At 65.8% G+C, this 20,588-nt stretch carries 25 protein-coding genes and 2 tRNA genes; 14 read left to right on the forward strand and 13 right to left on the reverse strand.

Going from position 1 to position 20,588, the window contains the following annotated elements:
• Nucleotides 1-282: hypothetical protein (locus CRJ03_RS20125; RefSeq protein ID WP_206018348.1), on the forward strand; the 282-nt coding region annotated here is incomplete at its 5' end.
• A 3-nt stretch (nucleotides 283-285) separates the two neighbouring features.
• On the opposite strand, the gene CRJ03_RS09235 is transcribed toward CRJ03_RS20125, so the two are convergent.
• On the reverse strand, nucleotides 286-516 hold the full coding sequence (locus tag CRJ03_RS09235) for a helix-turn-helix transcriptional regulator (protein WP_240611518.1): 231 nt from the start codon (nucleotides 514-516) through the stop codon (nucleotides 286-288).
• 59 nt (nucleotides 517-575) lie between these two features.
• On the opposite strand from CRJ03_RS09235, the gene CRJ03_RS09240 reads away from it, so the two are divergent.
• Nucleotides 576-866, forward strand: coding sequence for a hypothetical protein (locus CRJ03_RS09240; RefSeq protein ID WP_165375207.1), 291 nt, complete (start codon nucleotides 576-578; stop codon nucleotides 864-866).
• 276 nt (nucleotides 867-1,142) lie between these two features.
• Here CRJ03_RS09240 and CRJ03_RS09245 read toward each other — a convergent pair.
• Nucleotides 1,143-1,219 (reverse strand) — tRNA-Arg (locus tag CRJ03_RS09245).
• 41 nt (nucleotides 1,220-1,260) lie between these two features.
• Nucleotides 1,261-2,031, reverse strand: a complete 771-nt coding sequence (truA, locus tag CRJ03_RS09250; RefSeq protein ID WP_104018591.1) for a tRNA pseudouridine(38-40) synthase TruA — start codon at nucleotides 2,029-2,031, stop codon at nucleotides 1,261-1,263.
• 144 nt (nucleotides 2,032-2,175) lie between these two features.
• Between truA and CRJ03_RS09255 the strand changes: the two genes are divergently transcribed.
• Nucleotides 2,176-3,012, forward strand: coding sequence for a sulfite exporter TauE/SafE family protein (locus CRJ03_RS09255; RefSeq protein WP_104018592.1), 837 nt, complete (start codon nucleotides 2,176-2,178; stop codon nucleotides 3,010-3,012).
• A complete protein-coding gene (locus CRJ03_RS09260; protein ID WP_104018593.1) occupies nucleotides 3,006-3,794 on the forward strand; it encodes a hypothetical protein in 789 nt (262 codons plus the stop codon). Before CRJ03_RS09255 ends, CRJ03_RS09260 begins: the two co-directional genes overlap by 7 nt.
• Nucleotides 3,795-3,807: 13 nt before the next feature.
• On the opposite strand, the gene CRJ03_RS09265 is transcribed toward CRJ03_RS09260, so the two are convergent.
• Nucleotides 3,808-3,892: transfer RNA gene (locus CRJ03_RS09265), tRNA-Leu, on the reverse strand.
• A gap of 168 nt (nucleotides 3,893-4,060) precedes the next feature.
• On the opposite strand from CRJ03_RS09265, the gene CRJ03_RS09270 reads away from it, so the two are divergent.
• On the forward strand, nucleotides 4,061-4,549 hold the full coding sequence (locus CRJ03_RS09270) for a Hint domain-containing protein (protein WP_104018594.1): 489 nt from the start codon (nucleotides 4,061-4,063) through the stop codon (nucleotides 4,547-4,549).
• Between the two features lie 20 nt (nucleotides 4,550-4,569).
• Here CRJ03_RS09270 and CRJ03_RS09275 read toward each other — a convergent pair whose 3' ends face one another.
• Nucleotides 4,570-5,655, reverse strand: coding sequence for a PA0069 family radical SAM protein (locus tag CRJ03_RS09275; RefSeq protein WP_240611624.1), 1,086 nt, complete (start codon nucleotides 5,653-5,655; stop codon nucleotides 4,570-4,572).
• Between the two features lie 206 nt (nucleotides 5,656-5,861).
• On the opposite strand from CRJ03_RS09275, the gene CRJ03_RS09280 reads away from it, so the two are divergent.
• Nucleotides 5,862-6,566 (forward strand): corrinoid protein, encoded by a 705-nt coding sequence (locus CRJ03_RS09280; protein ID WP_104018596.1) that lies wholly within the window; start codon nucleotides 5,862-5,864, stop codon nucleotides 6,564-6,566.
• Nucleotides 6,567-6,654: 88 nt separating this feature from the next.
• Here the strand turns inward: CRJ03_RS09280 and CRJ03_RS09285 are convergent, their stop codons facing one another.
• On the reverse strand, nucleotides 6,655-7,152 hold the full coding sequence (locus tag CRJ03_RS09285) for a hypothetical protein (protein WP_104018597.1): 498 nt from the start codon (nucleotides 7,150-7,152) through the stop codon (nucleotides 6,655-6,657).
• A 109-nt stretch (nucleotides 7,153-7,261) separates the two neighbouring features.
• Between CRJ03_RS09285 and CRJ03_RS09290 the strand changes: the two genes are divergently transcribed.
• Nucleotides 7,262-7,921, forward strand: coding sequence for a DUF1638 domain-containing protein (locus CRJ03_RS09290; protein ID WP_240611625.1), 660 nt, complete (start codon nucleotides 7,262-7,264; stop codon nucleotides 7,919-7,921).
• A 113-nt stretch (nucleotides 7,922-8,034) separates the two neighbouring features.
• Here CRJ03_RS09290 and CRJ03_RS09295 read toward each other — a convergent pair whose 3' ends face one another.
• Nucleotides 8,035-8,736: a DUF1223 domain-containing protein gene (locus CRJ03_RS09295; protein ID WP_104018599.1), complete on the reverse strand. Its 702-nt coding sequence runs from the start codon at nucleotides 8,734-8,736 to the stop codon at nucleotides 8,035-8,037.
• 230 nt (nucleotides 8,737-8,966) lie between these two features.
• Here CRJ03_RS09295 and acnA point away from each other — a divergent pair, with 230 nt between their 5' ends.
• Nucleotides 8,967-11,714 (forward strand): aconitate hydratase AcnA, encoded by a 2,748-nt coding sequence (gene acnA, locus CRJ03_RS09300; RefSeq protein ID WP_104018600.1) that lies wholly within the window; start codon nucleotides 8,967-8,969, stop codon nucleotides 11,712-11,714.
• A gap of 104 nt (nucleotides 11,715-11,818) precedes the next feature.
• On the opposite strand, the gene ygfZ is transcribed toward acnA, so the two are convergent.
• Entirely contained in the window at nucleotides 11,819-12,550 is a 732-nt protein-coding gene (ygfZ, locus tag CRJ03_RS09305) for a CAF17-like 4Fe-4S cluster assembly/insertion protein YgfZ (protein WP_104018601.1), read from the reverse strand.
• A gap of 63 nt (nucleotides 12,551-12,613) precedes the next feature.
• Here ygfZ and CRJ03_RS09310 point away from each other — a divergent pair, with 63 nt between their 5' ends.
• Nucleotides 12,614-13,291, forward strand: coding sequence for a TIGR04283 family arsenosugar biosynthesis glycosyltransferase (locus CRJ03_RS09310; protein WP_104018602.1), 678 nt, complete (start codon nucleotides 12,614-12,616; stop codon nucleotides 13,289-13,291).
• 109 nt (nucleotides 13,292-13,400) lie between these two features.
• On the opposite strand, the gene CRJ03_RS09315 is transcribed toward CRJ03_RS09310, so the two are convergent.
• Nucleotides 13,401-14,084, reverse strand: a complete 684-nt coding sequence (locus tag CRJ03_RS09315) for a fused DSP-PTPase phosphatase/NAD kinase-like protein (protein WP_104018603.1) — start codon at nucleotides 14,082-14,084, stop codon at nucleotides 13,401-13,403.
• 150 nt (nucleotides 14,085-14,234) lie between these two features.
• On the opposite strand from CRJ03_RS09315, the gene CRJ03_RS09320 reads away from it, so the two are divergent.
• Complete coding sequence (locus tag CRJ03_RS09320) at nucleotides 14,235-15,446, forward strand: pyridoxal-phosphate-dependent aminotransferase family protein (RefSeq protein WP_104018604.1); 1,212 nt, start codon at nucleotides 14,235-14,237, stop codon at nucleotides 15,444-15,446.
• Here the strand turns inward: CRJ03_RS09320 and CRJ03_RS09325 are convergent.
• Both CRJ03_RS09325 and CRJ03_RS09330 read right to left on the reverse strand, forming a co-directional pair.
• Entirely contained in the window at nucleotides 15,429-15,833 is a 405-nt protein-coding gene (locus tag CRJ03_RS09325) for a hypothetical protein (RefSeq protein ID WP_104018605.1), read from the reverse strand. The two genes, CRJ03_RS09320 and CRJ03_RS09325, sit on opposite strands and share 18 nt — an antisense overlap.
• Nucleotides 15,834-15,842: 9 nt before the next feature.
• Entirely contained in the window at nucleotides 15,843-17,045 is a 1,203-nt protein-coding gene (locus tag CRJ03_RS09330) for a pyridoxal phosphate-dependent aminotransferase (RefSeq protein WP_104018606.1), read from the reverse strand.
• Between the two features lie 85 nt (nucleotides 17,046-17,130).
• Here CRJ03_RS09330 and CRJ03_RS09335 point away from each other — a divergent pair, with 85 nt between their 5' ends.
• The 3 genes from CRJ03_RS09335 to CRJ03_RS09345 all read left to right on the forward strand — a co-directional run bounded on the left by CRJ03_RS09335 (nucleotide 17,131) and on the right by CRJ03_RS09345 (nucleotide 18,383).
• Nucleotides 17,131-17,532 carry a helix-turn-helix domain-containing protein gene (locus CRJ03_RS09335; RefSeq protein WP_104018607.1) on the forward strand — a complete coding sequence of 134 codons (402 nt, stop codon included), beginning with the start codon at nucleotides 17,131-17,133 and terminating at the stop codon, nucleotides 17,530-17,532.
• 34 nt (nucleotides 17,533-17,566) lie between these two features.
• Complete coding sequence (locus CRJ03_RS09340; RefSeq protein WP_104018614.1) at nucleotides 17,567-17,791, forward strand: FAD assembly factor SdhE; 225 nt, start codon at nucleotides 17,567-17,569, stop codon at nucleotides 17,789-17,791.
• A gap of 91 nt (nucleotides 17,792-17,882) precedes the next feature.
• A complete protein-coding gene (locus CRJ03_RS09345; RefSeq protein ID WP_104018608.1) occupies nucleotides 17,883-18,383 on the forward strand; it encodes a MarR family winged helix-turn-helix transcriptional regulator in 501 nt (166 codons plus the stop codon).
• Here CRJ03_RS09345 and CRJ03_RS09350 read toward each other — a convergent pair.
• Together CRJ03_RS09350 and CRJ03_RS09355 are read right to left on the reverse strand one after the other, a co-directional pair.
• Nucleotides 18,377-19,054, reverse strand: a complete 678-nt coding sequence (locus CRJ03_RS09350) for a DUF1194 domain-containing protein (RefSeq protein ID WP_439126630.1) — start codon at nucleotides 19,052-19,054, stop codon at nucleotides 18,377-18,379. The two genes, CRJ03_RS09345 and CRJ03_RS09350, sit on opposite strands and share 7 nt — an antisense overlap.
• A complete protein-coding gene (locus tag CRJ03_RS09355) occupies nucleotides 19,048-19,476 on the reverse strand; it encodes a VOC family protein (protein WP_104018609.1) in 429 nt (142 codons plus the stop codon). The genes CRJ03_RS09350 and CRJ03_RS09355 overlap by 7 nt, the downstream gene beginning before the upstream one ends.
• Nucleotides 19,477-19,674: 198 nt before the next feature.
• On the opposite strand from CRJ03_RS09355, the gene thyX reads away from it, so the two are divergent.
• Complete coding sequence (thyX, locus tag CRJ03_RS09360) at nucleotides 19,675-20,586, forward strand: FAD-dependent thymidylate synthase (RefSeq protein WP_104018610.1); 912 nt, start codon at nucleotides 19,675-19,677, stop codon at nucleotides 20,584-20,586.
• Nucleotides 20,587-20,588 lie beyond the last annotated feature (2 nt).

The raw sequence follows: 20,588 nt of genomic DNA on the forward strand, positions 1-20,588 counted from the left end.
CGTATTGCTGCCGCCAAGACTGACGTGGCGAGCGGTCCCGGTCGCTGTGTCTCACGTCGGCGTTGCCAAAGAGTCATCGGCAGCTCTCTCTTCGCGCCCTCGACAGGTGATTTCAGCGCGCCTCGAGCCTCTGTTCTCCCGGTTTATAACCAATGGGCCACTCATCCAGCTTCGACCACCGCCGAGTTGAAGCAAGCAAACACTGGGAGAAAGGGCGTGGTGGTGATCATCAGTCGAACCAAGTGGACAAAGATCAAGGCTTCGATCCTCGCCGCCCAGTGATGCTCAGGTATCCTTGCGCAACCGGACGCCTGCGCCGCCCCCGTTCTCTGCGATGAACTCGACCCCGGCGGCTTCGAGGGCGACGCGGATCTTGGCCACGTTGTCGGGATTCATGTCATAACGCCCGGTCTCGAAATTCGAGATCGTGTTGCGATGAACGCCGGAGGCTTTTGCAAGATCGGCAAGAGACCAATTTAACGCTCCCCGCGCCATTCGCACTTGTGCGGATTTCACAACTATCTATCCTTGTGCTATTGTCACATGTGGCAATATCACAATTGGAGATCGAGACAATGACGAACATTCCCGACCATGTCCGCCGAAATCACGAAAGAACCTCCGAGAGACTGGATGAGGCGCGCGCAATGCTGCGCGCCGTCGAGCAGATGGCGGAGGCTGCAAGGCTGCCCCACTCGCCCGAGACTGAAAGTATGTTTGTTCTGATTGCGGCCACGCAAGACAAGTTGTTCGAGGCTGACGAAGCTCACGTTATCGAATGGGTGGGGCACGGCGGCAAGACAAGCGAGATGATGCTCGAGGGAACCGCTGCCGAACGCGATGAGGCCGCGGACGTCCAGCACTGAGCAACTATCCGGACTCATGCAAGACAGCTGCACCATAGCCAGCATGTTTGAAGGGCTGGACGCCCTCCACCACGCCGCAGCCAGGCGGGAGGATTGCCTGTTTGCCAAGCGCGCCGAACCCGAGTGACGCCTTCAACGATCGACAAGGACCGGGCGGGATCCGCCCGGTCTTTTCTGCAATTGTGAAACCCGGTGACAAATTCGGTGACAAGGGCAAAAGAAAACGCAAGGCTTAGATTTGCGCTATCCACAGCCTCTTGTTTTCATTTTATTAAGTGGCGATCCCGCGAGGACTCGAACCCCGAACCTGCTGATTAGAAGTCAGCTGCTCTATCCAGTTGAGCTACGGGACCGCTGGCCGCCTCTTAGCGCGCGCCGCGGGCGAGATCAAAACCTATTCGCCGAACGGGTCATCAGGATAGATCACCCGCGAGAGATAAAGCCCCTCGGGCGGCGCCACCGGACCGCAGGCGGTGCGGTCGCGCATCTCGAGCACGTCGCGCACCCGCTCGGGCGGCCACGCGCCCGCACCCACCCGCTCCAGCGTGCCCACCATGCTGCGTACCTGGTTGTGCAGGAACGACCGCGCGGCAAAGTGCAGGTGGATCTCTGGACCTGTCGCGGTATCCACCTCGGCGACCTCGACCGCGTCGAGTGTTTTCACAGGGCTCTTCGCCTGGCAAATCGAGGCGCGGAAGGTGGTGAAATCGTGGTGGCCAACCAGATGCGCCGCGCCCGCGCGCATGGCCGCCACGTCGAGCCCGCGGCGCAGGTGCCACACGCGCCCGGCCTCAAGCGCGGGCGGCGCCCGGCGCGCAACGATCCGGTAGAGATAGCGCCGCCCCGTGGCCGAGAACCGCGCGTGCCAGTCATCGGGCACGCGCGCGCAGGTGGTGACCGCCACCGGCAGGGGCCGCAGGTGGTAATTGAGTGCCTCGCTGAGCCGGAACGGTTCCCACTCGCGCGTGAGGTCACATTGCGCCACCTGCCCCAGTGCGTGCACGCCCGCATCGGTGCGCCCGGCGGCGGCGATGGTGTGCGGCCCCGGCTCCAGCCGGGCAAGCGCGTGCTCGATCTCGCCCTGCACGGTCACCTGGTCGGCCTGCCGTTGCCAGCCCGCGAAACGCGCGCCGTCATACTCTACCTTCAGGGCATAGCGGGGCATCGCCGGTCCTCTTGCTTGCACGCGCGTTCGGGCGGCATCCTTGGCGCGAAACCTCCCCTCGGGGCAAGCCGTTTCTGCGTCTTTCCCCCGGCGCGTGCGCGGTGTAAGCCGGAGGTTGACCCATCCCCGGACCGGAGCCCACCCATGCCCATCGCCCTGCCTGACACCACGCTGCTCTTGCAGATGCTGGGCCTCCTGGCGGTAATCGGCGCCTTTGCCGGGGTTCTGGCGGGGCTTTTGGGTGTCGGTGGCGGGATCGTTCTGGTGCCCGCGTTCTTCTACGCCTTCCAGACGCTGGGCTATGACGGCCCGCAGCTCATGCAGATGTGCCTCGCCACGTCGCTCGCCACGATCATCGTCACCTCCGTGCGTTCGGTCCTGAGCCATCACCGAAAGGGCGCGGTCGATTGGGACATCCTGCGCGGCTGGGCACCAGGAATCGCGGCGGGAGCGGTGTTGGGCGTTCTGGTGGCGGCGTCGCTGCGCTCGACAACTCTGCAAGGGTTGTTCGGCGCACTCGGCATCGTGATCGGGCTCTATCTCGGGCTCGGGCGCGCGCATTGGCGGCTGGGCCCGGTCATGCCCGGCGGGTTGCGGCGGCTGGTGCTGTCGCCCATCGTGGGGTTCCTGTCGGTGCTCATGGGGATCGGTGGTGGCAGCTTCGGCGTGCCGCTGATGAGCCTCTATGGCGTCGCTATCCACCGCGCGGTCGCCACGGCAGCAGGCTTTGGCGTGACCATCGCGCTCCCGTCGGTCATCGGGTTCCTGTTCCTCACCATCGACCCGGCGCACCGCCCGCCGTTGACCTTTGGCGCGGTCAATTTCGTGGCCTTCGGCGTGGTCATTGCCATGACGCTCGTCACGGCGCCCTGGGGCGTGCGGCTTGCCCACGCGATGGACCCCAAGCCGCTCAAGCGCGTGTTCGCGGTGTTTCTGACGCTGGTGGCGCTCAACATGCTGAGGAAATCGTTGGGATGGTAGCCGCGCTATCGGAGAAAGGCTGGGCGATCTTCCCGCCCGAACCCGGCGTCGCCGAATGGGCACGCGCCGCCCGCGACGCAGCGCTCAAGCGCATGGCCGAGCCCGCACGCCGCGCGGCGGGGCTCGCGTGCGGGGGGACGTGGTTCGTAGGCCTCGACTGCCTACCCAACGACGCGGACGGCAGCGTGGCAGGCGTGCCGCTCGACGGGGCCGCGCGCCGCGCCGCCGAGACCATCGCCGGGTCACTTCCGCTCCACGCGGCGCAGGTCTCGGTGGTCTATCCCGGTTACCCGCGCCCGCGCGACGGCGAGGGCGCGGCGGCATTCCGCTACCGGCAAAAGCGCGACGCCGCGCATGTCGATGGGCTTCTGCCCATCGGACCCGAGCGGCAGCGGATGCTGCGCGAGCGTCACGCCTGGCTGCTTGGCCTGCCGCTGAGCGAAACGAGCGCGGGGGCGAGCCCTCTGGTCGTCTGGGAGGGCAGCCACCACCTGATGCGCCGCACCTTCGCCTCGGCGCTCGACGGCGTCGATCCGCGCGACTGGGCGGATGTGGACCTGACCGAACCGTACCATGCCGCAAGGCGTGCAGCGTTCGAGACCTGCCGCCGCGTGCCGCTCGTGGCCTCGCCCGGGACCGCCGTCCTGGTACACCGAATGGCGCTGCACGGTGTCGCGCCGTGGGACGAGACCGCCACCGCACCGCCCGAGGGCCGCATGGTCGCCTATTTTCGACCTGTATTTCCCGACAACACGCGCGACGACTGGCTCACCGCGCCCTGAGCCGACTGCGCTTTGGTGCGGGTGAAGGGACTCGAACCCCCACGCCTTGCGGCGCCAGAACCTAAATCTGGTGCGTCTACCAATTCCGCCACACCCGCACGCACCGCCGCGCAGGGCGGGCCCTGCGCGCTCTAGCAAAGACCGGGGGCAGATTTAAGCCCGAATCGCGCGGCCCCTGCCCGCCGTGCACGAAAAAGGGCACGACATCGCCAGATTTTTGCCTTAATGTGGCAAAAAACTGAGGCAGAAACAGAGCGAGATACGCCATGAAACCGGATACGGTCGGGCGTCCTGACGGCAGAGCTGCCGCCAGCCCCCCATTTCACACGACCGGCCTGTGGGCCGATGGCATCCTGCTGACCGCCACGGGCGAACGCCTGGCCAGGGATTTGCGCCCCGGCGATCGGGTTATCACCCGCGATGCCGGAATGGTCACGTTGCGCGCCATCACGCCACGGTCGCTGCGCGCGCCGCTGGTTCGCATCCGCGAGGGATCGCTTGGCCACAGGCGGCCCGGGCGTGACGTGCTGTTGCACGCCGGACAGCCGATCCTGGTGCGCGACTGGCGCGCGCGGGCACTCTTTGGCCGCGATCAGGCGCTGGTCGCCGCCGCGCGGCTGGTCGATGGCGAATTCGTCACCCATGCCGGATGCGCCAGGCTCGATTTCTGCGAACTGGATTTCGGAGAGCCGCATATCCTCTATCTGGACGGGCTGGAAGTGACGAGCGAACCGACAAGCGCGCTCGTCACCTAAGGCGCAAGGCGCTCGCCCTCCTAGAACAGCGCCAGTTGCGCGCCACGTGCGAGCGGCACCTCGAACAGGTCGCAACGCAGCCCGGGCTGCGCCGCATCCAGCCCCAGCCGTCGCGCCGCCAGGTCGAAGCGCCGCGCGATCATCCGAGCATACACGCCCTGCCCCCGCATCCGGAGGTGCCAGTCGGCAGAATAATCGCGCCCGCCATGCATCTCGCGCAGCCGGTTCATCACCCGGCCCGCGCGGTCGGGGTAATGCTGCGCGAGCCAGTCACGGAACAATCCTGACACCTCGCGCGGCAGGCGCAGCATGATCCAGCTCGCGGCCCCCGCTCCGGCATCGCGTGCGGCCCCCAGTATGGCCTCGATCTCGGTATCGCTAAGGCCGGGGATAACCGGCGATACCATCACCCTCACCGGCACCCCTGCGCCCGCCAGCCGCCGAACCGTGTCGAGCCGCCGCGCTGGCGACGGCGCGCGCGGCTCCAGCCGCCGGGCCAACGTGTCGTCCAGCGTCGTGATCGACACGCCCACCTTCGCCAACCCCCGCGCCGCCATGTCCGCCAGCAGATCGAGATCGCGCTCGATGAGCGCGCCCTTGGTCACCACCGCCACCGGATGATTGAACCGCGACAGCACCTCCAGGCAGGCGCGGGTGATCCCGTATTGCCGCTCGACCGGCTGGTAGGGGTCGGTATTGGTGCCGATGGCGATCGGGGCCACGCGGTAGCCGCGTGCGCGCAGCTCCGCATCGAGCCGGTCGGGCGCGTCGGGGCGCGCGATCAGCCGGGTCTCGAAATCGAGCCCCGGCGACAGGCCGAGCCACGCGTGGGTGGGCCGCGCGAAACAATAGACACAGCCATGCTCGCAGCCGCGATAGGGGTTGATCGATCGGTCGAATGGCAGGTCGGGCGACCGGTTATAGGAAATCACCCTTCCAACCCGCTCTTCCGAAACCAGTGTCCGCAACACGCGATTCTCAGCCTCCGGGCCGGCACCGTCGTCGGCATACTCGACGTCATAAGCCTCAAACCGCCCGGCGGCGTTGCTCGTCGCGCCGCGACCGCGCGGACGCAGGTCAGCCGGAAGTGTCGGTTCGTGATTCATATCTGGAAAATGGAACATAACATGAACGAATGCAATATTCCGATAATGATGATGCCGATCTTTCAGTCACACTCGGGCCAAAACGCTGCTACAGGTCGGTTGCGACGCGGGCAGCGTCGCAATTCGGAAAGTCGCGCTGCGACAAATTGACGAAAGAGGCGCAACGTCACCGCGCCCCGCGCGCAGAACAGCCAGGGATTCCCACCATGTCCGACGAAGAAGACGACATCATCCTGTCAGAGCTCGACGACGAGGAACTCGTCCAGCAGATGTTCGACGACCTCTACGACGGTCTGAAGGAAGAGATCGAGGAGGGCGTGAACATCCTTCTCGAGCGAGGCTGGGCGCCCTACCGCATCCTAACCGAGGCGCTCGTGGGCGGCATGACCATCGTCGGCAAGGATTTCCGCGACGGCATCCTCTTCGTCCCAGAGGTGCTGCTCGCCGCCAACGCTATGAAGGGCGGCATGGCGATCCTCAAGCCGCTTCTGGCCGAAACCGGCGCGCCGCGCGTGGGAAAGATGGTCATCGGCACCGTGAAAGGCGACATCCACGACATCGGCAAGAACCTGGTCTCGATGATGATGGAGGGTGCGGGCTTCGAGGTGGTCGATCTCGGGATCAACAACCCGGTCGAGAACTATCTCGAGGCACTCGAGACCGAAGAGCCCGACATCCTCGGCATGTCGGCGCTGTTGACCACCACCATGCCCTATATGAAAGTCGTGATCGACACGATGGTGGAACAGGGCAAGCGCGATGATTACGTCGTGCTTGTGGGCGGCGCGCCGCTCAACGAGGAATTCGGCAAGGCCATCGGTGCCGATGCCTATTGCCGCGATGCCGCCGTGGCCGTGGAAACGGCCAAGGATTTCATGGCGCGCAAGCACAACGCCCTCGCGGCGGGCTGATTCGGATCAGCGTGCCATTGCAGACACCGACGTGCTTGCCAGCCGAACTGGCAGGCACGTCGGAATTCCAGCGGTGTCAGGCACGCGATCAGCGCACCGCGACGAGGCGCATGACCGCGACCATGACGATACCGTAGAGGACGTGCCCCACCAGCGCGACCCATGTGATGCCGGTGAAGTTCAGGAAAAAGGGCAGGCCCGCGACCGCCGTGATCCCGCCGATAGCAAAAACCCATAGCCCAAAGCCGTAGAGCACGGCGGGCACGAACCAGCCCCCCCTCTGCCCAGCAAGCCGGGACCAGACGGGCCGAAAGACATAGAGCCAGCCAACCGGGTAGCCGATCAGCCCGACCAGGTAGAAGTGCATAAAATAGCCCGCAAAATCGCCATTGGGCAGGCCGAAAGTGCCAAGCAGGCTTCGCGCAAGCCCGTGCGGCGACAGGTTGGCAAAGCCGAGAGCGGGGCTGATGATCTGCCCCCAGAGATCGAAGGCGACGGTCGCGACGAGGCCGGAGATGAACATCAGCCCCAGGGTTTGGGCGAACCGGGATGGCAAGATGGGCGTGCGATCGGTTGACGAGGTCATGCTGGTCTGTCCTTGATTGTGATCAGAGGTCATAGAAGCGCCGAAAATGGCCCTGCCCTGTTCCGACGACAACGTATTCTTTCCGGCGCACACGAAAAGGTCAAATGCCGTGACGCAGAGCAACGACAGCCTTCCCGATCCCGCGACGCTGACGACGCGCGGGCTGGCTCCTACAGGTCAGGGCCGCATCCTGCTCATTGCCTGCGGCGCGCTCGCGCATGAAATCCTCGCCCTCAAGCGTGCGAATGGCTGGGATCACATGGATCTGCACTGCCTGCCCGCCAAGCTGCACCTCTACCCCGAGCGCATCACAGAGGAGGTGGAGAAGGCCGTCGCACGCTACCGCGACGCCTACGCGCGCATCTTCGTGGTCTATGCCGATTGCGGCACCGGTGGGCAGTTGCAGGCGAAATGCCAGAATCTGGGCGTCGAGATGGTTGCCGGACCGCATTGCTACGCCTTCTTCGAAGGGGTGGACCGCTTCGCCGAGCACGACGACGAGATCACCGCCTTCTACCTCACGGATTTTCTCGTGCGGCAGTTCGATGCCTTTGTGTGGAAACCGATGGGGTTGGACCGGCACCCGGAGCTACGCGACGTGATTTTTGGCAACTACACCAAGCTGGTCTACCAGGCGCAAACCGACGACGCGGCCTTACGCGCCCGCGCCGAGGAGTGCGCGCAACGGCTCGGGCTCGACTACGAATACCGCTTCACCGGCTACGGCGATCTGCACACCGCCCTCGCCGAGCAGGCCGCAAAGAGCTGAGGGGCTGTTCTGGAGGGGGTGTCAGCCTTGAGCGGTCATCCGGCATAAAGCGACGAGCCGCGCGAGGGCAGGACGCCAACGCTCGCCCAAGACCAGCTGCCCCCGCCGCCCCCTCAACGCAGCCGCGCCGCCGCCTCGATGGTGCCGTGGTCGGGATATTGCAGCAGCACCGCCAGTGGCGCGCCCTTGGGCCAGTCGATATCCAGCGTTAGCGGCTCCTGCGTGTCCCACTCGGCCACCTCGACCAGGTCGGTCACGATGTTGGTATAGGTGATCGTGCGCCCCGCATTCTCGCCGCGCTCGATCTCTACCTTGGCCTTGGGCATGTAGCGAGCGAACTGCACCATCAGCGGCATCTTGCGCGGCCGCTCGGACCGCGCCTCGAGATGCACCTGCCCGCCCTCGCGCCGCACCCGCACTGCGATCCCGTTCTCCTGCGCGGCACGATGCTTGTCGATGAGGTCGGTCACATCGCGATAGCGCGTGCCGACGACGTGATCGGCCCCGTTGACGATCATTTGGGGAGTATAGACCATCTTGCGCCCCGCTGCGGCGGCATAGCCGCGCTGACGCGCGGTATGTGCGGGGCTGCCGAACGTGTCCTCCCAGCCGATGTAATCCCAGTAATCCACATGCAGCGACAGCGCCAACACATCGTCACGTGCGGCGAGTTGCTCGAAAAAGCCATCGGCAGGCGGACAGGAAGAACAGCCTTGCGAGGTATAAAGCTCGACCACCACGGGCCGGTCCGCGGCGAGCGCCGGTGCGGCGAGCATCGCCCATCCCGCCAAAAGGCTGTAAAGGAGGTAACGCATTATTGGATCGGTCCCATTTGGGTTCGGTTTGTTCGGATTTCTTGAATCTAGGCGCTGACTCCGCCTCTGCCAACTCAAGGTTTCGCGAGATTGCGAGCCGGGGGCTGTAACAGCAATCAAATTGTGTGCAATAGTATACAAATTGACGCCCCACCTCTTGATCGGCGCGGGAATATCGGTCAGAAGCAGGGCAAACGTCATCCAGCCCTGACATGAAAGGACGGCATCCCATGCCTATCACAGTCGGTCAAGACAGCGCAAAGACCCGCAAGACCCTCAGCGTCAGCGGCCAGACCATCGCCTATTACTCCATCGACGCCGCCGAGAAGGCAGGGCTTGGCGACTTCTCGCGCCTGCCCGCCGCGCTCAAGGTGGTGCTAGAGAACATGCTGCGCTTCGAGGACGGCAAGACCGTCACGCTCGACGACATCCGCGCATTCTCCGAATGGGCCGCGAATGGCGGCCGCGCCAATCGCGAGCTGGCCTATCGCCCTGCCCGCGTGCTGATGCAGGATTTCACCGGCGTCCCGGCGGTGGTCGATCTCGCCGCCATGCGCGACGGGATCAAGGCGCTGGGCGGTGACGCGCAGAAGATCAACCCGCTCAACCCCGTCGACCTGGTGATTGACCACTCGGTGATGATCGACGAATTCGGCAACCCTCGCGCGTTCCAGATGAACGTGGATCGCGAATACGAGCGCAACATGGAGCGCTACCAGTTCCTCAAATGGGGCCAGGGCGCGTTCAACAACTTCCGCGTCGTGCCGCCGGGCACCGGTATCTGCCACCAGGTCAACCTCGAATACCTCGCCCAGACCGTCTGGACCGACGAGGACCAGAATGGCGCGACGGTGGCCTACCCCGATACGCTGGTGGGCACCGACAGCCACACCACGATGATCAACGGCGTCGCCGTGCTCGGGTGGGGCGTCGGCGGCATCGAGGCCGAGGCCGCGATGCTGGGCCAGCCCATCTCGATGCTGATCCCCGAGGTCGTGGGCTTCGAACTCACCGGCGCGATGGTCGAGGGCACCACCGGCACCGACCTCGTGCTCAAGGTGGTCGAGATGCTGCGCAAGAAGGGCGTGGTGGGCAAATTCGTGGAATTCTACGGCGACGGCCTCGACAACCTGCCGCTCGCAGACCGCGCCACCATCGCCAACATGGCCCCCGAATACGGCGCCACCTGCGGCTTCTTTCCCATCGACGACGAGACCCTGCGCTACCTGCGTCAAACGGGGCGCGACGAGGACCGCGTCGCGCTGGTCGAGGCCTATGCCCGCGAGAACGGTTTCTGGCGCGGGCCGGATTACGCACCGGTCTATACCGACACGCTCAGTCTCGACATGGGCCAGATCGTGCCCGCCATTTCCGGCCCCAAGCGCCCGCAGGATTACGTGACGCTCGATCAGGCCGCACAAGCCTTCTACAACGTCGTCGCCGAATACCGTGGCGAGGATGAAAGCCTGGCGGCCCATGACATGGCCGCCGAAGGCCCGGCGGCCGATGCCAACGGCGATCCGCGCAAATCCACCCCCGTCAAGGGCGAAGACTACACGTTGCGCGACGGCTCTGTGGTGATCGCCTCGATCACCTCCTGCACCAACACGTCCAACCCGTACGTGATGATCGGTGCCGGGCTGGTGGCGAAAAAGGCCCGCGAACGGGGCCTCACCCGCAAGCCCTGGGTCAAGACCTCTCTGGCACCCGGCAGCCAGGTGGTGACCCAGTATCTCGAGGCCGCAGGGCTTCAGGACGATCTCGACGCTATCGGCTTCAACCTCGTGGGCTATGGCTGCACCACCTGCATCGGTAACTCGGGCCCTCTGCAAAAGGAAATCTCCGATGCCATCGCCGAAGGCGATCTCATGGCCACCTCGGTACTGTCGGGCAACCGCAACTTCGAGGGCCGGATTTCCCCGGACGTGCGCGCCAACTACCTCGCCTCGCCGCCGCTGGTGGTGGCCTATGCGCTGGCAGGCGACATGAATATCGACCTCACCCGCGACCCATTGGGCCACGATCCCGACGGCAACCCGGTCTACATGAAGGACATCTGGCCCACCCAAAAGGAAATCACCGAGATCGTCGAAGCCACCGTCACCCGCGAGGCGTTCCGCTCGAAATACGCCGACGTGTTCGAGGGCGACGAGAGATGGCGGGCGGTCGAGACCTCGGGAGGCGAGACCTATGACTGGCCGCCACAATCGACCTATGTCCAGAACCCGCCCTACTTCCGCGACATGCCGGCGGAGCCGGGCACCATCTCGGATATCGACGGCGCGCGGATGCTGGCGCTGCTGGGCGACATGGTCACCACCGACCACATCTCGCCCGCCGGCTCGTTCAAGGAGAGCACACCCGCCGGCCAATACCTGCGCGAACGGCAGGTGCCGGTGCGCGAGTTCAACTCCTACGGCTCGCGGCGTGGCAATCACGAGGTGATGATGCGCGGCACCTTCGCCAATATCCGCATCCGCAACGAGATGCTCGACGGGGTCGAGGGCGGCTACACGCTCGGACCGGACGGCGAACAGACGTCGATCTTCGACGCCGCGATGGCCTATCAGCAACAGGGCACGCCCCTCGTCGTGGTGGGCGGCGAGCAATACGGCGCAGGGAGTTCGCGGGACTGGGCAGCCAAGGGCACGGCGCTCCTGGGCGTAAAGGCGGTGATCGCCGAGAGCTTCGAGCGCATCCACCGCTCCAACCTCGTGGGCATGGGCGTGATCCCGTTCGAGTTCACCGGCAGCGATACCCGCTCGACGCTGGCGCTCACGGGCGACGAGAGCTTCAGCATCTCTGGACTTGCGGATGTGAAACCGCTGCAGGAGGTGGGCTGCACGATCACCTATGCCGATGGCACCACGAAGGACATCACCCTCAAGTGCCGGATCGATACCGCCATCGAGAAGGAATATGTCGAGCATGGCGGCGTGCTGCACTACGTGCTGCGCAACCTCGCCAAGGCCACCTGACCGCGAGGCCCGGGCGTGGGGCAATCCCCGCGCCCGGGCCATTCCCGCATCTTTGGTGATTGCCGGTCATTGCGTGGCGGCCCCTCGCAACCGGCCCACGCATCTCAGAGCGGATCAACCCGCGCCTCACCGGCCGTCATGCCCGGGCAGGTCCTGTCGTGACGCAGGTAGGCGATGCCGCGCCCACCCGCCTGGGTAAAAAGCGTGCCGGCGGGCTTGCCCTCTGGCGTGGTGATCGCGGTGCCCACCGGCGCCGCGCCGTGGACCGCGACGAGGGTGAGGCCCTTTTTCAGCTCGGTCTTGTGCTTCATCCGGGCGGTCACCTCCTGCCCGACATAGCAGCCCTTGCGGAAATCGACGCCGCCCAGCCGCCCGAACCCGGCTTCGAGGATGAAGGTGTCGGGCGTCAACTCGATCCCGGTTTCCGGGATACAGTGCGCCACGCGGATGCGGTCGAAGTCGGTGCCGTCGTCGCCCTCCTCGTCGCCGTAGAGCCGCCAGCCGAGATCGGGGTGTCGCGGATCGGCCAGTGCGCCTTCGGGCGCGGGGCCGGTGCCGCGGCGCACGCCCTTGTCGGTCTCTGTGATCTGCACGTCGGCGCGCAGCTTGTAGAGCGAGAGCCGCTGAATGAGCATTTGCGCAAGGCTCTCGTCCACGTCGAGCCAAATCGCGTCGCCGTGGCGCAGCAGGAAGAAATCGGCGATATACTTGCCCTGCGGCGTGAGCAGCGCAGTATAGACGAGGCCGTCGTCGAGCCGGGAGAGATCGCTGGTCACGAGCCCCTGCAGAAAGCTTTCGGCCTCGCTGCCGGTGATTTCCAGAATGCGCCGTGCCATGCTCGTTCCCTTGCCCGTGAACCCGTAATATAGGGCGAGGATCTGGACACGAAAGGGGGCGTAATGCGCGCCGAGCTATCCGTGATCATTCCCACGCTCGATGCCGGGCACTCGCTGCCCGCTTGCCTGGGCGCTCTGTTCGAGGGCGTGCACACGGGTCTCATCCGCGAGGTGATCGTGAGCGATGGCGGCTCGCAGGACGCCACCCGCGTCATGGCCGAGGAAGCGGGCGCGGTAATCGTGATCGGCCCGCCGTCACGCGGGGGGCAATTGCGACGCGGGGCCGAGGCAGCGGGCGGCGCGTGGCTGATGGTCCTGCACGCCGACACGGGGCTGCCCGAAGGCTGGAGCGAGGCGGTGCGCGCGCAGATCGCGAAGGGCGGCGCGGCGGCGTTTCGGTTGCGCTTCGACGCAGGCGGGGTGGCGCCTTGGCTGGTGGCGGGGTGGGCCAACCTGCGCACGAGGATGTTCGGTCTGCCCTATGGCGATCAGGCCCTGCTGGTGTCGCGCCGCGCCTATCACGCCGCCGGGGGCTACCCGGACATCCCGCTGATGGAGGACGTGGCGCTGGCCCGCGCGCTCAAAGGGCGGATCGCACTCCTGCCGCTGGCGGTGACGACATCGGCGGCGCGCTACCAACGCGAGGGCTGGCTGCGCCGGGGGGCGCGCAACCTGTGGCTTCTGGCGCGGTACTTGTGCGGGGCAGACCCGGCGCGGCTGGCGGCGCGGTATCGGCGGTAGAGGGCAAGGTTGCTTGACCTGCTGCCGCCATTCCGGTCTTGGCGTCGGCGCGACTCACGTCGACGATCGCTCCAGACCAGTTCCAGACCTTGAGGCTTTGCTACGTCTCTCAGAACAGCGGCTTGTGCGCGGCGTTGTACGCGGTCTGGATCGCTTCATGATCGTATTCGGTGGCGATCCAGTCCTCGAAGCCTATGCCAGTCTCGGCGTGCCGGTCAGCGAAACGGTCGAGGATGAAGTCGAGCACACCGGTGCGGGTCCATTTGAAATGGATGTATTTTACCCCCAGCATCCGCCGCGCCTCGGCAACCGGGCGGCCCTCGATCACCATCAGGTAGATCGCGGCGGCAAAGCCCGCCCGGTCAGCCCCCGATTTGCAATGCATGACAAAGGGGCGTTCGATCTCTCGGAAGGCGGCGATCAGCGCCTCGATATTGGCGCGCGGCGCCGCGTCGCGGGCCTGCAGCGTGCAGTCAACAAGGTTGAGCCCGAGGCGGCGGCAGCTTTCCTTCTCGGTGAGGTAATGCGCCGCCCCCGCCGCGCCGCGCAGGTTGAGGATGCTGCGCACCCCCTTCGCCTTGAGCCGGACGAGCCGGGCATGGGTGGGCTGGTTCGAGCGCCACACGCCGGGAGCCACGGGAAACTGGTTGGTCCAGACGGTGCGCAGGATCGCATGGTCGAACCACAGGTTGTAGACATGTGCGCGGCGGCGGTTCTCCGGCGTCGAGAGATCGGTGTTGTAAGAGGCGCGCAGCCGACGCTCCCAGTCGGATATCCGTTTGAAAAGGCTCATCGGCGCGGGGGTCTCCGGTCTTCGGGGTCACGCGCGCGCCCCGCCGCCACCGTCTAGGCGACCCGGCCTCGGATGACAAGCCGCACCGGGGCCGATTGACGCCGCCGGACAGCGGGGTAATGTCACCCTCGCCATCAAGCGGAGATTTCCATGAGCCTTGCCAACGGTCGCGCCTATCTGGCCATTCCCGGCCCCTCTGTCATGCCCGAAGAGGTGCTGCGCGCCATGCACCGTGCCGCCCCCAACATCTACGAGGGCGACTTGATCGAGATGACCGCCGGATTGATCCCCGACCTGCGCGCGGTGGCCCGCACGCAAGGCGACGTCGCAATCTACATCGCCAACGGGCACGGCGCGTGGGAGGCGGCACTGGCCAATACGGTCAGCCCGGGCGAGCGGGTGCTCGTTCCGGCCACAGGCCGCTTTGGTCACGGCTGGGCCGAGGTGGCGCAGCTGCGTGGAATCGCGCCGGAAATTCTCGATTTCGGCAAACGCGCGGCGATTGATCTCAACCGGTTGGAGGCAACGTTGCGCGCCGACAAGGACCACGCGATCCGCGCCGTTCTGGCCACCCATGCCGATACCTCGACCTCGGTGCTCAACGATATCGCGGGGCTGCGCGCGGTTCTGGATGCCACCGGGCATCCGGCGCTCCTGATGGCCGACTGCATCGCCTCGCTGGCGTGCGACCGGTTCGAGATGGACGCCTGGGGCGTCGACGTGATGGTGGCGGCGAGTCAGAAAGGGCTGATGGTGCCGCCGGGGCTGGGCTTTGTCTTTTTCTCGGAGAAGGCGGCGGCGGCGCGGGCGCGAATGGAGCGCGTGAGCCGCTACTGGGACTGGACCAATCGCGCCGATCCACAGATGTTCTACCAGTATTTCGGCGGCACCGCGCCAACGCATCACCTCTATGGCCTGCGTGCGGCGCTTGATCTGATCGCCGACGAGGGGATCGAGGCGATCTGGCACCGGCATGAGGTGCTGGCCCGCGCCATCTGGGCCGCCTGCGAGACGTGGGGCGAGGTGGGGCCGCTCGAGCTCAACATCGCCGATCCGTCCCTGCGCAGCCGCGCAGTCACGGCGCTGAGGATCGGCGCGCCACACGGCTCGGCGTTGCGGAAATGGGTGCAGGACAACGCGGGCGTGACCCTCGGCATCGGGCTCGGGATGGCCGAGCCGGGCGACCCGGCCTGGCACGGGTTCTTTCGCATCGGGCACATGGGGCACGTGAACGCGCACATGATCCTCGGCGCGCTTGGTGCGATCGAGGCGGGAATGCAGGCACTCAGTATCCCCCATGGCCAGGGCGGCGTTGCCGCGGCGGCGGCAGAGGTGGCCCGGGGCTCAATCCTCGCGGGTTAGGCGATCGGCCTTCTTGCGTACCAGCACGGTGCGCAGATCATGCATGGCCAGCAGCAGCGCGTCGGTCACCTGTTCGAGCTGCTCTTCGGTGGCGCGCGACTGAGCCCAATGGGCGGTGGTGTTGAGGTAGTCCACCGCGCGCAGGATGTCGTCGATATCGCGATGCGCGATGATTTCCTGCCGCTCGGCCATCCACTCGCGGATCGCGGCGAGATCGGCCTCGGTCAGTTCGCGGTCACCATGCGGCTTGATCTCGCCCTTGCGGATATTGACCACGGCGATCTGGTCCATGTCGATACGTCGCTGGCGGTTCTCGGTATCCACGCGAAACACGAAGGCGCCGTTCTCGCGCACGCGGAAATAGTATTCCGGCAGATCGCCCGCCATATGCCCCTCTTACCGCAGCCCGGCGCAGAACGCCTGTATCCGCCCGCACGCCTCGCGCAGCGCTTCGTCGGCGGTAGCGTAGCTGACGCGGAAGTTCGGCGAAAGCCCGAAGGCCGCGCCAAAGACCACGGCAACGCCCTGCTCTTCGAGGAGGGCTGTGGCGAAATCCTCGTCCGTCTCGATCCGCGCGCCGCCCGCGCTCGTCTTGCCGATCAACCCGGCGATCGACGGGTAGACGTAAAAGGCCCCGTCGGGCACCGGACAGTCCACCCCCTCGATCTCGTTCAGCATCGAGACCACAAGATCGCGGCGACGGCGGAACACCGCGTTGTTCGCGGCTATGAAATCGTGGCTACCGTTCAGCGCCTCGACGGCGGCCCATTGGCTGATGGTGCAGGGGTTCGACGTCGATTGAGACTGGATCTTGCGCATCGCGGCAATCAACTCCTCGGGCCCGGCGGCATAGCCGATGCGCCAGCCGGTCATGCAATAGGCCTTGCTCACGCCGTTGCAGGTGAGGGTGCGGTCGTAAAGCCCCGGCTCGACCTGCGCGGGCGTGCAGAACTCGAACCCGTCATAGGCGAGGTGCTCATACATGTCGTCGGTCATCACCCAGACATGAGGGTGGCGCATCAGCACGTCCGTCAGCGCCCTGAGTTCGTCGCGCGAATAGCCTGCCCCGGTAGGGTTGCTGGGCGAGTTGAAGATGAACCAGCGCGTGCGCGGCGTGATCGCGGCTTCGAGCGCCTGCGGGGTCAGCTTGAACCCGGTCTCGATGCCGGCAGGGGCCACCACCGGCTCGCCACCCGCCAGCAGCACCATGTCGGGATAACTCACCCAGTAGGGCGCGGGGATCACCACCTCATCGCCCGGGTTCAGCGTGGCCATGAGCGCGTTGTAGAGAATTTGCTTGCCGCCCGTGCCGACACTGACCTGCGCGGGCGTGTAATCGAGCCCGTTGTCGCGCTTGAACTTGGCGCAGATCGCCTGCTTCAATTCCGGGATGCCATCGACGGCGGTATACTTCGTCTTGCCCTCTTCGATGGCTCGGATGCCCGCCGCCTTGATGTGGTCGGGCGTGTCGAAATCGGGCTCGCCCGCGCCGAGCCCGATCACGTCGCGCCCGGCGGCCTTCAATTCCTGCGCCTTGGTGGTGACGGCGATCGTGGGCGAGGGCTTGACGCGGGCAATCGTCGCGGAGAGGCGGGACATGGTCGGCTCCGGTTTGAATTCACTTCCCAAATCTCTTAGGGTGCGCGCGAGTTCCGTTCAAGAACGATCACCGGAAAGGAAGAGCATGACCACCGAGCAAGACGATAGCTGGTTCGACCCCGAAGCGACCACCTTCGGGGACCGCGTCGCGGGCGCGCGCGAGCGCGCAGGCATGAGCCAGAGCGATCTGGCCAAACGGCTCGGCGTGAAGCTCAAGACGCTCAAGGGCTGGGAGGACGACCTCTCCGAGCCGCGCGCCAACAAGCTGTCGATGATGGCGGGGCTGTTGAACGTGTCGCTGCTGTGGCTGCTCTCGGGCGAGGGCGAGGGGCCGGATTCGCCCACGATGGGCGATCTGGAACCCGATATTACCGGGCTTCTGACCGAGATCCGCGACATCCGCACGCAAATCGCCTATTCCACCGACCGGCTGGGGCGGCTGGAAAAGACGCTGCGCGCGCGCCTGATGGAGCAGGCCGGTGAATGACGAGCCGCGCGAGCACCGCTTGCGGCGCCTCGCCATGCGGGCCAATCGGCGTGGAATCAAGGAGATGGATATCATTCTCGGGCGTTATGCCGGGGCGTGTCTCGAACATCTTGACGCGCCCACGCTCGACCTGCTCGACGCGCTCCTGTCCGAAAACGACCAGGACCTCTACCAGTGGGTGACCGGGCAGAGCGCCCCGCCCGGTCGCTTCGCACCACTGGTCGAGGACATCGCGCAGGTGGCCTGCGCCGGGAAATAGAGCGGATTTTAGGCGTCTGCTGCGCGATTTAACCGAATATTGGCGGTTTTGTCCGAGTCTCTCTCGCGAATGGTCCGCGACGGAGACATCCATGAGCTTTCACAGCCCCCTGAGCACACAGCCCGCGCCCGGCGCCTTCATCGCCGGGTATCTCGACGCGCTGTCGCTGGTGGAGCGGCTGCACCGTCTGCTGCTCGATGTCATCAAGGACGAGTTCGAGCGCGTTGGCATCCTGGAGATCAACGCCGTTCAGGCGCTCCTCCTGTTCAATATCGGCGATCACGAGGTGACGGCGGGCGAGCTCAAATCGCGCGGGTATTACCAGGGCAGCAATGTCAGCTACAACCTCAAGAAGCTGGTGGAGGCGGGTTACATGCACCACCAGCGCTGCGAGGCGGACAGGCGAGCAGTGCGCGTGCGCCTGACCGAGAAGGGGCGCGGCATCCGCGACGTGGTGGCGGCGCTGTTCGAGCGTCACGCCGCGGGGCTGCAGGAACGCGGGGTGCTGGGCGAGGACGGGCTTGACCAGGTGACCGGCGCGCTCAGACGGGTGGAACGCTACTGGAGCGACCAGATCCGCTATATTTATTGAGCTGGCAGTGCACCCAGCACGATATTGCTGATCTCGCGAAAGAGCTTGCGCGCCATGGCGCGCCTGAAATCCTCGAACCCGTCCGCCACCTCGAGAAATGCGCCCGGCCCGCGCAGCACCTCGCCGCGATAATGGCGCAGCACGGTCGCGTCATGGCCGAGGATCACCAGACCATTCACAGTTATGTTTTGAAAGGGAAAATGCCTATAGGCCAGCGCCGGGGCGAAACCCTCGTTGTTCACCCCGTCGCCCGACACGTCGATAACCCGGCGCGCGCACTCGGGGGCGCGGGTCATCACCTGCGCGCCATAGCCGAGCGCGGAGCCGAGCGCCGTGGGAAATTCCGCGGTCGAGCGCTCCATGCCGGCCAGCAGGGCCGCCGCGCGGGTGATGTCGGCGTGGCTGCGCAAGATGGTCCAGTCGAGATGCAGCTTTTGCTGGTCGCGCCCGCTCCACTCGTAGACCGCCAGCGCCACGTCGCCCTCGCCCCCAAGGATCGCGTGGCGGATGTCCGGGGCGTCGAGCGCCGCCGCTAACCCCTTGCGCTGCAAGTCGTATTCCCGCGCATCGACCGAGGACGACACGTCGAGCGCCAGCACCAGCGCGAGGCGGCAGGCCGCCTCGGCGGGGGCCGCGAAAAGGCCCGCGAGCAGGGCCGCCCATCTCACCAGTGGCCCACGTTCTCCATGCTCGCCCAGGGCTCGGCGGGGGCGAGCGCCTCGCCCTCCTGCAACAGCTCCACAGAGATGTTGTCGGGGCTGCGCACGAAGGCCATGCGGCCGTCGCGGGGGGGGCGGTTGATGGTGATGCCGTTGTCCATAAGGTGTTGGCACATCTCGTAAATATTGCCGACCGAATAGGCGAGGTGGCCGAAATGGCGGCTGTCCGACGGCAGGCCCTCGTCGCCGTCCCAGTTCCAGGTAAGCTCCACCGGGCATTCCTCCTGCCCCTCGGGAGCCATGAAAACAAGGGTGAATCGCCCACCATCGTTGTCCCAGCGGCGGGTCTCTTGCAGGCCCAGAAGGGAGAAGAATCGCATGGTGGCGTCGAGGTCCTTTACCCGGACCATCGTGTGCAGATAGCGGATTTTCATCGGATTTCTCCTGTCGGTATCGCGTCGGTATCCTGTCGGTATCGCGTCGGTGCGCGCGCCCACATGCAGGATAGGGCCTGTGCCGCCCGTGTCGAGGGCAAAGCGAATCCGGCTGACACACCCGATATCGGCTTGGCGGCAGGCCCACCCGCAAGATATAGTGGAGATCGACTCGCCCCATCCCCGAAAGGTGCCGCCATGCCGCTGACCCCGGAACAACAGGCCGAAATCGACGCCGCCCGAGCCGAGCCGCGCGAAACCCTGCGCGCAATATCGCCGGGCATGGAGGCGCATCTCTATACCGCGCACCCGGTGCTGGATCACGGATTCGTGCGGGTGATCGACTACATGGGCGACGATGCCGCCATCTGCCAGGCGGCGCGGGTGTCCTATGGGCGGGGGACGAAATCGGTCAGCAATGACGCGGGGCTGATCCGGTATCTCATGCGGCACTGGCACTCGACCCCGTTCGAGATGTGCGAGATCAAGCTGCACGTCAAGCTGCCGGTGTTCGTGGCGCGGCAGTGGATCCGGCACCGCACGGCGAACGTGAACGAATACTCTGCCCGCTACTCGATCCTGGACCGCGAGTTCTATATCCCGGCGCCGGATGCGCTGGCCGCGCAATCGACCACCAACAACCAGGGGCGGGGGGCCGCGCTGGAGGGCGAAGAGGCCGAGCGCGTGCTGCGCCTGCTGCGCGAGGACGCGATGCGGTGCTACGACCATTACGAGGCGATGATTTCCGACGAGGGGCAACAGGGGCTGGCGCGGGAGTTGGCGCGGATGACCCTGCCCGCCAATATCTACACGCAATGGTACTGGAAGGTGGATTTGCACAATTTGCTGCATTTCCTGCGGCTGCGGGCGGATGCCCACGCGCAATACGAAATCCGCGTCTATGCCGACGCGATCTGCAAGATCGTCGCCGACTGGGTGCCGGCGGCCTACCGCGCCTTCGAGGATTACCGCATGGGGGGTGCCACGCTCTCGGCCACCGCCCTTGATTGCGTGCGGCGGATGGTGAAGGGTGAGGAGGTGACGCAGGAAACCTCCGGCATGTCCAAGGGGGAATGGCGGGAGTTTGTGGGGGTGATTGGAGAAAGGTAGTG

It is taken from the genome of Roseovarius nitratireducens, assembly GCF_002925845.1.
GTDB classification, from domain to species: Bacteria; Pseudomonadota; Alphaproteobacteria; order Rhodobacterales; family Rhodobacteraceae; genus Roseovarius; species Roseovarius nitratireducens.